At 58.8% G+C, this 14567-nt stretch carries 1 protein-coding gene; it reads right to left on the reverse strand.

Features of this window, described 5'->3' with window-relative positions:
• Positions 1–136 precede the first annotated feature (136 nt).
• On the reverse strand, positions 137–14350 hold the full coding sequence (locus ABWL43_RS00665; RefSeq protein ID WP_404486214.1) for a retention module-containing protein: 14214 nt from the start codon (positions 14348–14350) through the stop codon (positions 137–139).
• Positions 14351–14567 lie beyond the last annotated feature (217 nt).

Here is a 14567-nt window from a genome sequence, read left to right on the forward strand (position 1 = left end):
TGAGCCACACGCGTTCACCAGCATAGGTCAATGGTGTGTTTATGAGCGCGAGTATGCGATGCAACCGCCCGTAAGAGCCAGTAACGCATCAGCCAAATAAATCGGCCGCCCGAGTGGGCGGCCGGTTCATCGCGTCTTAGGCGGTGTGATCGATCTTGATGGTCGGGTCGGCACCACTGATCAGCGAGTTGATGCTGGTGTGAGACCAATCGTTGCCTTCCAGCTTGATCGTCACATCGGCATTGGCCACGCCGCCAGCCGCGTTGAGCTTGCCTTCACTGCTGATTTGCAGGGTCGACACGCCGTCTACCGTGGTGATCTTGAGGTAGTTGTCGATGGTGCTGTCTGTCTCACCCTTCAACAGATCCTTGAGATCGATCCGGTCACCTTCCGAGGCTTTAAAGTCCTTGATCACATCGTTGCCCAGGTCACCCGCTTTCCACACGAAGGTGTCGGCGCCCGAACCACCGATCAGGATGTCGTTGCCCTGGCCGCCGATCAAGGTGTCGTCACCGGTGCCGCCCAGCAAGATGTCATTGCCTTTGCCACCGTCCAGGTAGTCGTTGCCGCCCTGGCCGAACAGGATGTCATCACCCGCGCCGCCCAACAGTGTGTCGTTGCCGTCTTTGGCGCCGGACACGTCGAAGTCGGCATAGTGCTCGGTCACGTACTGGTGCACGTTCGAGGTGGTCACCGCCGTGACCGCCACGCCGGTCTTCTGTGCAACAAAGGCCTGCAGTGCGTTGTAACCCTCACCGGTAATACCGCTGAAGCTCACCAGGTCGCCGAAGATGATGTCGTTGCCGTCACCCCCGTTGATCGTGTCGTTGCCCGGCAGCGTTGCCTCGGTGTGGCCGAGGATGGCGTTGGCCAGGTCCTTCGGATCGATGTTGCTTTGCGGCTTGCCATCGCTGTCGTACGGCCGGAGGTCATTGAGGCTGACGTCGCCGTTGATACCGATGGCTTCTACCGCCGACAAGCCTTTGAGCAGTGCAAAGCCGCTGCTGGAGTTGTTTGTGGTCGCTGTGCTGGTGCTGCTGCCACTGCCGTCGAGGTAGGAGACTTCAAACGTGCCGTCACCCTGGGCGTGCACGGTGCCGATCACGCCATTGTCGTACCAGCCGCCACTGCGGACCTGTACCCATTGGTGCAATTGGCCGCGGCTGTCGATCAACTGCAGGTTAGTGCCGTTGACGTTGATGCTGAACGTGTTACCCAGCACATAGTTGTTGGTGCTGATGTAGTCGTCCAAGCGACCATCGGTGACGCCGCTGTTGTAGAAGTCAGTGACCACCGGGTTGGTCTGCTCGCCGTTCTGGAAGTACGTCGGCTGGCCGTCGGTGATGAAGTAGGTCAGGTTGGTCGCGCCGGTGTTGCCGGTCGCCAGGCCGCTCTGGAAGAAGTTGGCCGTGGTCTTGAACACGTCTTCATAGTTGGTACCACCGCCCGACACCATCGAGTCCAGCACTGCCTTGAGCAACGTCAGGGCGTTTGGATCGTTGAGGTTGATGGCGACCGACTTGTTCACCTGGGTATCGAAATCCGCCAGGAAGATATTCACAGTCCCCGACGTGTTGGCGCCCAGGCTGTCTTTGAGCGAGTTGAACACCGAGGTCAAAGAAGCCTTCGCGGCGTTGACCGACGCGGTGCTCATGCTGCCGGAACTGTCCACCATGAACGCGATGTTGTAGTTCTTGCCCTGCACCACGTTCAGGCCGCCGATATCGGCCACGACGATGTCGTTGCCATCGGTGCCGGTAATCGCGTCACTGCCCGAGGTGCCCGTGATCGAGCTGTACGTGGCCGGGTACACCGTCACCGGCAATTGTGCGGTGGTGATGGCCGAACCGCCGAGGCTTTCGGTGGACGTCGAGGTGACGGTCAGGTTGAACTGGCCGCTGTAGTAGGTCGGCGGCTTGATGGTCAGGGTGCTCAGGTCCCAGCCGGTGACGTTGACTTCGCCCACGGTTTTGGTCGCGGTGAAGGTGTGCCCGGAAGCGTCGGTGAGCACAGAGCCTGCCGGTACGCCGCTGATCTTCACGCTCAGGGTTTCCGAGCCGTCGGTATCGGTCAGCGCGGTGGTGACCTTGGACAGCTTCACAGTGCCGTTTTCCTGGCCTTCGTTGAGCTTGTAGCCCACGTAGTAACCGTCACCGTTGCTGCCATGCAGGTCGGACACGGTCACGCCGGCGTTGGTCAGGTCAGTGATGCCGGTGTACAGCGCCGCGCCGCTGGTGCTCAGGTCTGTGGCCGCTGCGCCGTTGATTGACAGGTTGACGTCATAGCTGCCCGGGCCGGACTGGTTGGCGTGGTAAATCTCGATGCTGTAGTAGCCGCTGACGGTCGGGGTGATCGAGCCGCTGAACTTGCCACTGTTGGTGCCCCATTGCGCGCTGGCCACGTCTTTGCCGCCGACGTTGATCACCAGGCTGTCATCGCCGGTGCCGCTGAAGGTGTAGGACTTGCCGGCTTCCATGTACATCAGGCCGGAGATCTTCGAGCCCGCACCTGCCGCCACGTTGGCGGTGGATTCGACGTTGGTCACAATCGCGCTGCTGTTCGGCGTGCCGGCGTTATCAATGGCGTTTTTCAGGTCGGCCGGGGCCGCGCCGTTACCGTTGGTGCCGATACCGGCGATGCTGTTCCAGCTTTGCTTGAGCAAGCCCACCGAATTGACGTTGTTGTCAGCCACATTCAGGGTCGGTGCGTCGGCGACCGGCGTGATATCGACTTTCACCGTGGCGCTGGTGCCCAGGTCCTTGCCGTCGGTAGGCTGGAACTTGAACTGCGCGTAATCGGCCTGCTTGTTGCCAATGCCGGTGCCGCCATAACCGTCGGTGCCGGACTCGTTGGCGTTGGGCATAAAGCGCAACTGGCCGCCGTCGATCTGCGCCTTGGTGAAGGTCTGGCCGGCGGTCACGTTGGTCCAGGTGGAGCCGTCGGCCGCCAGGTATTGCAGCTTGCCGGCCACCGGCAGGTCGGTGATTTTCACGCCAAGGCTGGCTTGTGGCGAGTCCACATCGGTCACGCCGAAGTTGGCCCAGGTCAGGGCCAGCGGCGTGTCTTCGGTGCCGGTCACGGCGCTGCCGGTTGCCACTGGCGCATCGTTGACCGCCACCACGTTGACCGTGGCGGTAGCGACGTTGGAGTAATTGCCGCCATCGGTCACGGTCACGGTAATGGTCCGTGGCGTGGTGCTCGGGTCGTGGCTGTTGTTGGTGAACGTGATGTTCTTGATCTGCTGCATGTAGTCAGCCAGCGACGCCGTACCGGTCAGGGTCAGCGTGATCTTGCCGGTGGCAGGGTCTGTGGTCGGGGTCACAGTGATGCCGGTAACGCCTGCGTAGTTCAGCGAATCGCCCTGCTGAGTGTTGGTCAAGACCACGGTGGCGCCGGTCAGTTGGGTGCTGTCCGGATCGGTAATCTTGATGTCGGTGTCAGCAATCGACACGCCCGTGCCGCCTTCGGTGAACGAAGTCTTGTAGTCGGCACCGGTGGCGCCGCTGGAGTTGTTGGCATCCAGGTCGATGACCGGCGGCGCGTCGTTGTCGATGATGTTGGTGCTGACGCTGCCATTGCCGACCACCAGGTTTTCGAAGTTGCCGCCGGTGGTTTTATCGATAGTGATGACGATCGTTTCTGTCGGCTCGGTGATCTTGTCGTCGATCGTGTTGATCGTGAACGGCACGCTGCTGGCTCCGGCCGGGATCTTCACGGTGTACACGCCGGTGAAGTCCGAGCCATCGGTGGCGGTGCCGCTGTACTTGAGCGTCACGGTCACATCGGTTTGCGCCGGGTTGCTCAGGGTCAGGGTGTAGTTCGCCGTGCCGCCTTCAGTCACCGATGCGTCGCCGGTAATGCTGATGGTGGTGTTGTTGATCACATCCGTCACCTTGGTGGTCACGGTGCTGCCGTCGACGATCAAATGCTCGTACTTGTCGCCGCCGCTGACCACGCCGGTGATCTTGGCGGTCACGTCGTTGGCGCCGACGTACGCATCGTTAGGCGCAGTGGCGGTCGCGGTGTTGCTGGACTGGCCGTTGCCGATGGTAATGGTCGAGCCGTTATCCAACTTCACCACCAGGTCGGAGCCGACGTTGGTTACGGCATTGCCGTTCTTGTCGACCAGGGACGCGGTGTAAGTGATCTGGCCGCCTTCGCTGACCGAGCCGTTGGCTTTGAGCGACACGGTCACGTCATCGATGGTGTCGTTGACGACGGTGGTCGCGCCGCCTGGGGTGATGGTCACGCCCTCGAAATTACCGCCGGTAGTGCCGGTGATCTTCACGGTCTGGGTGCTTTTGTCGATGAACACGTCATCGCTTGGCGCATTGACGGTCACCTGGCCGACCAGGGAATCCTTGGCAATCTTGATCGTGGCGCCGTTATCCAGGGTGACCACCATGTCGCTGCCGGCCTTGTTGCTCAAGGTGGCGGTGTAGGTGATGGTGCCGCCTTCGTTGACCGCACTTGACGCGCTCAGGGTCACGGTCGTCAGGTCGGTGGTGCCCGGTGTGTCGTATACGGTGGTGCTCACCGGATCCTTGACCGGCACCAGGTTCTCGAACTGCTCACCACCGGTGACGCCCTTGATGGCCGCAGTCACCGTCTGGTTGCCGGCGTACACATCGTTAGGCGCGACAACGGTGGCCGTGCTGGAACTCTGGCCGTCGGCAATGCTGATGGTCTTGCCGTTATCCAGCTCGACCACCACAGTTTTGCCGACGTTATTGACGGCATGACCGTCTTTGTCGACCAGGGTGGCGGTGTAGACGATGTTGCCTTTCTCGCCGACGCTGCCGGTGGCGGTCAGGAGGATTCTCACCGTATCAATGGTGTCGTTGACCACGGTAGTGGCGCCGCCTGGCGTCACGCTGAGGTTTTCGAAATTGCCGCCGGTCGTGCCGGCGATCTTGACGGTCTGGGTGCTCTTGTCGATGAACACGTCATCGCCTGGCGCATTGACGGTCACCTGGCCGACCAGAGAATCCTTGGCAATCTTGATCGTCGAGCCGTTATCCAGGGTGATCACCATGTCGCTGCCAGCCTTGTTGCTCAAGGTGGCGGTGTAGGTGATGGTGCCGCCTTCGTTGACTTCGCTTGGCGCGCTCAGGGTCACGGTGGTGGTGTCGATCGAGTCGGTGATGCTCGTCACGGCAGCGGCCGGATTCGCCGCCAGGTTCTCAAAATTACCGCCGGTTGCCTTGGTGATCGTCGTGCTGACAGTCGACGCGTTGTTGTAAACGTCGTTCGGCGGCGTTTGGAAAACGACCGTGCCCGAAGACTTGCCCGCTTCGATGTTGATCGTCTGGCCGTTGCTCAGCGTGACGGTCACAGCGGTTTGCGCTGGGTTGGTCAGCGTGGCGGTGTAAGTGATGTTGCCGCCTTCAACGACCGATGGATCCGCCGTCAGCGTGACGGTGGTGGTGTCGATCGAATCGGTGATGGTGGTGGTCGCTGGCGCAGGGTTGGTTGCCAGGTTTTCGAAGTTGCCACCGGTAGCGTTGGTGATCGTGGTGTTGACGGTCGAGCCGTTGTTGTAGACGTCGTTGGCTGGAGTTTCGAAAACTACAGTTCCGCTGGACTTGCCTGCTTCGATGTTGATCGTCTGGCCGTTGCTCAAGGTAACCGTCACAGCGGTTTGCGCTGGGTTGGTCAGCGTGGCGGTGTAGGTGATGTTGCCGCCTTCAACGACCGATGGATCTGCCGTCAAAGTGACGGTGGTTGTGTCGATCGAGTCGGTGATCGTGGTGGTTGCTGGCGCTGGGTTGGTTGCCAGGTTTTCGAAGTTGCCACCGGTGGCGCTGGTGATCGTCGTGTTGACGGTCGAACCGTTGTTGTAGACGTCGTTGGCCGGGGTTTCGAAAACCACAGTTCCGCTGGACTTGCCCGCTTCGATGTTGATCGTCTGACCATTGGAAAGCGTCACAGTCACCGCAGTTTGCGCCGGGTTAGTCAGCGTAGCGGTGTAGGTAATGTTGCCGCCTTCAACGACCGATTGATCAGCCGTCAGAGTGACGGTGGTGGTGTCGATCGAGTCGGTGATGGTGGTAGTCGCTGGTGCTGGGTTAGTCGCCAGGTTCTCGAAGTTACCGCCAGTGGCATTAGTGATCGTCGTGTTGACGGTCGAACCGTTGTTGTAAACGTCGTTAGCCGGGGTTTCAAACACCACCGAGCCTGCAGATTTACCGGCTTCGATGACGATGGTCTGGCCATTGCTCAGCGTCACGGTGACCGGAGTTTGCGCCGGGTTTGTCAGCGTAGCGGTGTAGGTAATGTTGCCGCCTTCAACGACCGATTGATCAGCCGTCAAAGTGACGGTGGTGGTGTCGATCGAGTCGGTGATCGTGGTGGTGGCTGGCGCAGGGTTGGTTGCCAGGTTCTCGAAGTTGCCACCGGTGGCGCTGGTGATCGTCGTGTTGACGGTCGAACCGTTGTTGTAAACGTCGTTAGCTGGGGTTTCGAAAACTACAGTTCCGCTGGACTTGCCCGCTTCGATGTTGATCGTCTGGCCGTTGCTCAGCGTGACCGTCACAGCGGTTTGCGCAGGGTTGGTCAGCGTGGCGGTGTAAGTAATGTTGCCGCCTTCAACGACGGATGGATCTGCTGTCAGCGTGACGGTGGTGGTGTCGATCGAATCGGTAATCGTGGTGGTCGCTGGCGTAGGGTTGGTCGCCAGGTTCTCGAAGTTACCACCAGTGGCGTTGGTGATCGTCGTGTTGACGGTCGAACCATTGTTGTAAACATCGTTAGCCGGGGTTTCAAACACCACCGAGCCTGCAGATTTACCGGCTTCGATGACGATGGTCTGGCCATTGCTCAGCGTCACGGTTACCGCGGTTTGCGCCGGGTTAGTCAGCGTAGCGGTGTAAGTGATGTTGCCGCCTTCAACAACCGATGGGTCCGCCGTCAGGGTGACGGTAGTGGTATCAATCGAATCAGTAATCGTGGTGACTGCTGGCGCAGGATTGGTCGCCAGGTTTTCGAAATTACCGCCAGTGGCGTTGGTGATCGTCGTGTTGACGGTCGAACCGTTGTTGTAAACGTCGTTAGCCGGGGTTTCGAAAACCACAGTTCCGCTGGACTTGCCCGCTTCGATGTTGATCGTCTGGCCGTTGCTCAAGGTAACCGTCACAGCGGTTTGCGCTGGGTTGGTCAGCGTGGCGGTGTAGGTGATGTTGCCGCCTTCAACGACCGAAGGATCTGCCGTCAGAGTGACGGTGGTGGTATCGATCGAGTCGGTGATGGTAGTGGTCGCTGGCGCTGGGTTGGTTGCCAGGTTTTCGAAGTTACCGCCAGTGGTGTTGCTGATCGTCGTGTTGACGGTCGAACCATTGTTGTAAACGTCGTTGGCCGGAGTTTCGAAAACCACAGTTCCGCTGGACTTGCCCGCTTCGATGTTGATCGTCTGGCCGTTGCTCAGCGTGACCGTCACAGCGGTCTGTGCCGGGTTGGTCAGCGTGGCGGTGTAAGTGATGTTGCCGCCTTCAACGACGGATGGATCTGCCGTCAGAGTGACGGTGGTGGTGTCGATCGAATCGGTAATCGTGGTGGTCGCTGGCGCAGGATTGGTTGCCAGATTTTCGAAGTTACCGCCGGTGGCGTTGGTGATCGTCGTATTGACGGTCGAACCATTGTTGTAGACGTCGTTTGCCGGAGTTTCGAAAACCACAGATCCGCTGGACTTGCCCGCTTCGATGTTGATCGTCTGGCCGTTGCTCAAGGTAACCGTCACAGCGGTTTGCGCTGGGTTGGTCAGAGTGGCGGTGTAAGTGATGTTGCCGCCTTCAACGACCGATGGATCTGCCGTCAGGGTGACGGTGGTGGTGTCGATTGAATCGGTGATCGTAGTGGTGGCTGGCGCTGGGTTGGTTGCCAGGTTTTCGAAGTTACCGCCAGTGGCATTGGTGATCGTCGTGTTGACGGTCGAGCCGTTGTTGTAGACGTCGTTGGCCGGAGTTTCGAAGACTACCGAACCCGCAGATTTACCGGCTTCGATGACGATGGTCTGACCATTAGAAAGCGTCACAGTCACCGGAGTTTGCGCCGGGTTAGTCAGCGTAGCGGTGTAAGTAATGTTGCCGCCTTCAACGACCGATTGATCAGCGGTCAAAGTGACGGTGGTGGTGTCGATCGAATCAGTAATCGTGGTGGTCGCTGGCGCTGGGTTGGTCGCCAGGTTCTCAAAGTTGCCGCCAGTTGCACCGGCAATAGTGGTGCTAACGGTGGAACCATTGTTGTAGACGTCGTTAGCCGGGGTTTCGAAAACTACCGTTCCGCTGGACTTGCCTGCTTCGATGTTGATCGTCTGGCCGTTGCTCAAGGTAACCGTCACAGCGGTTTGCGCTGGATTGGTCAACGTGGCGGTGTAAGTAATGTTGCCGCCCTCAACGACCGATGGATCAGCCGTCAAAGTGACGGTAGTGGTGTCGATCGAGTCGGTGATCGTGGTGGTGGCTGGCGCAGGGTTGGTTGCCAGGTTCTCGAAGTTGCCACCGGTGGCGCTGGTGATCGTCGTGTTGACGGTCGAACCGTTGTTGTAGACGTCGTTGGCCGGGGTTTCGAAAACCACAGTTCCGCTGGACTTGCCCGCTTCGATGTTGATCGTCTGGCCGTTGCTCAGCGTCACGGTTACCGCGGTTTGCGCTGGGTTGGTCAACGTGGCGGTGTAGGTGATGTTGCCGCCTTCAACGACCGATGGGTCCGCAGTCAGAGTGACGGTGGTGGTGTCGATCGAATCGGTAATCGTGGTGGTCGCTGGCGTAGGGTTGGTCGCCAGATTCTCGAAGTTGCCACCGGTGGCGTTGGTGATCGTCGTATTGACGGTCGAACCGTTGTTGTAAACGTCGTTGGCCGGAGTTTCGAAAACCACAGATCCGCTGGACTTGCCCGCTTCGATGTTGATCGTCTGGCCGTTGCTCAGCGTGACCGTCACAGCGGTCTGTGCCGGGTTGGTCAGCGTGGCGGTGTAAGTGATGTTGCCGCCTTCAACGACGGATGGATCTGCCGTCAAAGTGACGGTGGTGGTGTCGATCGAGTCGGTGATCGTGGTGGTGGCTGGCGCTGGGTTGGTCGCCAGGTTCTCGAAGTTACCGCCAGTGGCATTAGTGATCGTCGTGTTGACGGTCGAACCATTGTTGTAGACGTCGTTTGCCGGAGTTTCAAACACCACCGAGCCAGCAGATTTACCGGCCTCAATGACGATGGTCTGACCATTGCTCAAGGTGACCGTCACAGCGGTCTGTGCCGGATTGGTCAGCGTAGCGGTGTAGGTGATGTTGCCGCCTTCAACGACCGATGGATCCGCCGTCAGAGTGACGGTGGTGGTGTCGATCGAATCAGTAATCGTGGTGGTCGCTGGCGCTGGGTTGGTCGCCAGGTTCTCGAAGTTACCACCGGTAGCGTTGGTGATCGTCGTGTTGACGGTCGAACCGTTGTTGTAGACGTCGTTAGCCGGGGTTTCAAACACCACTGAGCCCGCAGATTTACCGGCTTCGATGACGATGGTCTGGCCATTGCTCAACGTCACGGTAACCGGAGTTTGGGCCGGGTTAGTCAACGTAGCGGTGTAAGTGATGTTGCCGCCTTCAACGACCGATTGATCAGCCGTCAAAGTGACGGTGGTGGTATCGATCGAGTCGGTGATGGTGGTCACTGCTGGCGCTGGGTTGGTTGCCAGGTTTTCGAAGTTACCGCCAGTGGCATTGGTGATCGTCGTATTGACGGTCGAACCGTTGTTATAAACGTCGTTAGCTGGAGTTTCGAAAACTACAGTTCCGCTGGACTTGCCCGCTTCGATATTGATCGTCTGACCGTTGCTCAGCGTGACCGTCACAGCGGTTTGCGCCGGGTTGGTCAGCGTGGCGGTGTAAGTAATGTTGCCGCCTTCAACGACCGATGGATCTGCCGTCAGGGTGACGGTGGTGGTGTCGATTGAATCGGTGATCGTAGTGGTGGCTGGCGCTGGGTTGGTTGCCAGGTTTTCGAAGTTGCCACCGGTAGCGTTGGTGATCGTCGTGTTGACGGTCGAACCATTGTTGTAGACGTCGTTTGCCGGAGTTTCAAACACCACCGAGCCAGCAGATTTACCGGCCTCAATGACGATGGTCTGACCATTGCTCAAGGTGACCGTCACAGCAGTTTGTGCTGGATTGGTCAGCGTAGCGGTGTAAGTGATGTTGCCGCCTTCAACAACCGAGTTATCGGCAGTCAGGGTAACGGTAGTGGTATCGATCGAGTCGGTGATCGTGGTGGTGGCTGGCGCTGGGTTTGTTGCCAGATTCTCGAAGTTGCCACCGGTGGCGTTGGTGATCGTCGTGTTGACGGTCGAGCCGTTGTTGTAAACGTCGTTAGCCGGGGTTTCGAAAACTACAGTTCCGCTGGACTTGCCCGCTTCGATATTGATCGTCTGACCGTTGCTCAGCGTGACCGTCACAGCGGTTTGCGCAGGGTTTGTCAGCGTAGCGGTGTAGGTGATGTTGCCGCCTTCAACGACCGAAGGATCCGCCGTCAGCGTGACGGTGGTGGTATCGATCGAGTCGGTGATCGTGGTGGTCGCTGGCGCAGGATTGGTTGCCAGATTTTCGAAGTTGCCACCGGTGGCGTTGGTGATCGTCGTATTGACGGTCGAGCCGTTGTTGTAGACGTCGTTGGCCGGAGTTTCGAAAACTACAGTTCCGCTGGACTTGCCCGCTTCGATGTTGATCGTCTGGCCGTTGCTCAGCGTCACGGTTACCGCGGTTTGCGCTGGGTTGGTCAACGTGGCGGTGTAGGTGATGTTGCCGCCTTCAACGACCGATGGATCTGCCGTCAAAGTGACGGTGGTGGTGTCGATCGAGTCGGTGATCGTGGTGACTGCTGGCGCCGGGTTTGTCGCCAGATTTTCGAAGTTGCCACCGGTAGCGTTGGTGATCGTCGTATTGACGGTCGAGCCGTTGTTGTAGACGTCGTTGGCCGGAGTTTCAAACACCACCGAGCCTGCAGATTTACCGGCTTCGATGACGATGGTCTGGCCATTGCTCAGCGTCACGGTGACCGGAGTTTGCGCCGGGTTTGTCAGCGTAGCGGTGTAAGTGATGTTGCCGCCTTCAACGACCGAGTTATCGGCAGTCAGAGTGACGGTGGTGGTGTCGATCGAATCGGTAATCGTGGTGGTGGCTGGCGCTGGGTTGGTCGCCAGATTCTCGAAGTTGCCACCGGTGGCGTTGGTGATCGTCGTGTTGACGGTCGAACCGTTGTTGTAGACGTCGTTAGCCGGGGTTTCAAACACCACCGAGCCTGCAGATTTACCGGCTTCGATGACGATGGTCTGGCCATTGCTCAGCGTCACGGTGACCGGAGTTTGCGCCGGGTTTGTCAGCGTAGCGGTGTAGGTAATGTTGCCGCCTTCAACGACCGATTGATCAGCCGTCAAAGTGACGGTGGTGGTGTCGATCGAGTCGGTGATCGTGGTGACCGCTGGGGCAGTACCTGGAACCAAGTTCTCAAAGTTACCGCCAGTTGCACTGGTAATAGTGGTGCTGACAGTCGAACTATTGTTGTAGACGTCGTTGGCCGGAGTTTCAAACACCACCGATCCCGCAGATTTACCGGCTTCGATAACAATGGTCTGGCCGTTGCTCAAGGTAACCGTCACAGCGGTTTGCGCTGGGTTGGTCAACGTGGCGGTGTAAGTAATGTTGCCGCCTTCAACGACCGAGTTATCGGCAGTCAGAGTGACGGTAGTGGTATCAATCGAGTCGGTGATCGTGGTGACCGCAGGTGTAGTGCTCGGCACCAAGTTCTCGAAGTTACCGCCGGTGGCGTTGGTGATCGTTGTGTTGACGGTCGAACCGTTGTTGTAGACATCGTTAGCCGGAGTTTCAAACACCACCGAGCCTGCAGATTTACCGGCTTCGATAACGATGGTCTGGCCATTGCTCAGCGTCACGGTGACCGGAGTTTGCGCCGGGTTGGTCAACGTGGCGGTGTAAGTGATATTGCCGCCTTCAACGACCGAGTTATCGGCAGTCAACGTAACGGTAGTGGTATCAACCGAATCGGTAATCGTAGTGATCGCAGGTGTAGTGCTCGGCACCAAGTTCTCGAAGTTACCGCCAGTTGCACCGGTAATAGTGGTGCTGACAGTCGAACCATTGTTGTAAACGTCGTTAGCCGGGGTTTCAAAGACTACCGAGCCTGCAGATTTGCCGGCTTCGATGACGATGGTCTGGCCATTAGAAAGCGTCACAGTCACCGGCGTCTGCGCAGGGTTGGTCAGTGTTGCGGTGTAAGTGATCTGACCGCCTTCGGTGACAGTCTCGCCCGCCGTCAACGTAACGGTGGTGGTATCAACCGAATCAGTAATCGTAGTGATCGCAGGTGTAGTGCTCGGCACCAAGTTCTCGAAGTTACCGCCAGTTGCACCGGTAATAGTGGTGCTGACAGTCGAACCATTGTTGTAGACGTCGTTAGCCGGAGTTTCAAAGACTACCGAGCCTGCAGATTTGCCGGCTTCGATGACGATGGTCTGGCCATTAGAAAGCGTCACAGTCACCGGCGTCTGCGCAGGATTGGTCAGCGTCGCGGTGTAAGTGATCTGACCGCCTTCGGTGACAGTCTCGCCCGCCGTCAACGTGACGGTGGTGGTGTCGATCGAATCAGTAATCGTAGTGACCGCAGGCGTATTGCTCGGCACCAGATTTTCGAAGTTACCGCCCGTTGCCCCAGTAATAGTGGTGCTGACGGTCGAACCATTGTTGTAAACGTCGTTAGCCGGCGTATCCACCACCACGGTGCCAACCGATTCTCCGGCCTTGATGGTAATCACCGAGCCATTGCTCAAAGTGACCGTCACCGGCGTCTGTGCAGGGTTGGTCAGTGTCGCGGTGTAAGTGATCTGACCGCCTTCGGTGACAGTCTCGCCCGCCGTCAACGTAACAGTGGTGGTATCAACCGAATCAGTAATCGTAGTAACCGCAGGCGCAGTGCTCGGCACCAGGTTCTCAAAGTTACCGCCCGTTGCCCCAGTAATCGTGGTGCTGACAGTCGAACCATTGTTGTAAACGTCGTTAGCCGGCGTATCCACCACCACGGTGCCAACCGATTCTCCGGCCTTGATGGTGATCACCGAGCCATTGCTCAAAGTGACCGTCACCGGCGTCTGTGCAGGGTTGGTCAGTGTCGCGGTGTAAGTGATCTGACCGCCTTCGGTAACAGTCTCGCCCGCCGTCAACGTGACGGTAGTGGTATCAACCGAATCAGTAATCGTAGTGACCGCAGGTGTAGTGCTCGGTACCAAGTTCTCGAAGTTACCGCCCGTTGCCCCAGTAATCGTGGTGCTAACAGTCGAACCATTGTTGTAAACGTCGTTAGCCGGCGTATCCACCACCACCGTGCCAACCGACTCACCCGCCTTGATGGTGATCACCGAGCCATTGCTCAAAGTGACCGTCACCGGCGTCTGCGCAGGGTTGGTCAGCGTCGCGGTGTAAGTGATCTGACCGCCTTCGGTGACAGTCTCGCCCGCCGTCAGCGTCACCGTGGTGGTGTCGATGGTATCGGTAATCTGAGTCACGGCCGGATTGGGGTCGAGGGTCAGTACCAGGTTGTTGCCGCCAGTGGTGCCGGTGACGTTGACGCTGATCTGGCTTGGATCGATGTAGGGGCTGTCATTCGGCGCCAGCGGTACGTTGACGGTGCCGGTGGTCTGGCCGGCAATGATGGTGATCACTGCGCCGTTGGACAGCGTGATGTTCAGGTTGCTGGAAGGCGCCTGGGTCACCGTGGCGGTGTAGGTCAGCACGCCGCCGGCTTCGGTGATGCTCGGGGTTGCGCTCAGCGACAGGGTGGACGCCTGCAGCACCAGGTTGCCGCTGTTGTCGGTCGAGCCTTGGGCGCCCGCCAGTTGGGTTTGTGTCGCCGTGGTCTGGCCCAGAGGGCCGGTCGGGAAGCCGATGGTCGGGTCGACGCGGCCTGCGGTCGCGTCCAGCACGACGAAGCTGTGGCCGCCGCCCGCGGCGCCGTTACCGGCAGCGGTTGCGCCTGCGGCAGTGGCTTCCAGGTCGGTGGTCGGGTCGGCGCCGGCGGCGATGGCTTGCTGCAGCTCGGCAACCGACGGCGCGGCCTGCTCGGTGGCTGCGGCCAGATCAAGGCTGGAGTCCGGCATGTCGGCGCTCCATTGGGTATCCCGACCAAGGTCCAGCGTGCGGCCGTCGGCCAGTTCCAGGCTGACCGCGCCGGACATGCCGGTGTCTACCTGGTCGCCCGCGAACAGGCGATCACCTTCAACGAGGACGCGGCGTGTCCCTTCCGGAGAAATAACGAAAACTTGACCAACAATGCTTTTGACGATGGCAACAACACTGCTCATTAAAGATTTCTCCGGCGATCCGTTTCTGATGATTTCCATGCGGCCGCTCGCAAGTGCGAGGGCCAAACAGGAGGGGGGCGTAGCCTAATTACTTATTGGCGTCAAATAATTGGCTAGATTTATTCGCTATCTAGTTTATGCCAAACTATTGACCTTCTGGTCGCCATCCTAAACAATTGGCCCTGTAATGTCACATTGATATTCATGCGGCGAACCG

The sequence above is a fragment of the Pseudomonas sp. HT11 genome (assembly GCF_044875395.1).
Lineage (GTDB): Bacteria > Pseudomonadota > Gammaproteobacteria > Pseudomonadales > Pseudomonadaceae > Aquipseudomonas.

Bases quoted from the DNA above. Each gene is read 5' to 3' on its own strand.
- ABWL43_RS00665 (WP_404486214.1), bottom strand. From the start codon at position 14,350: ATGAGCAGTGTTGTTGCCATCGTCAAAAGCATTGTTGGTCAAGTTTTC.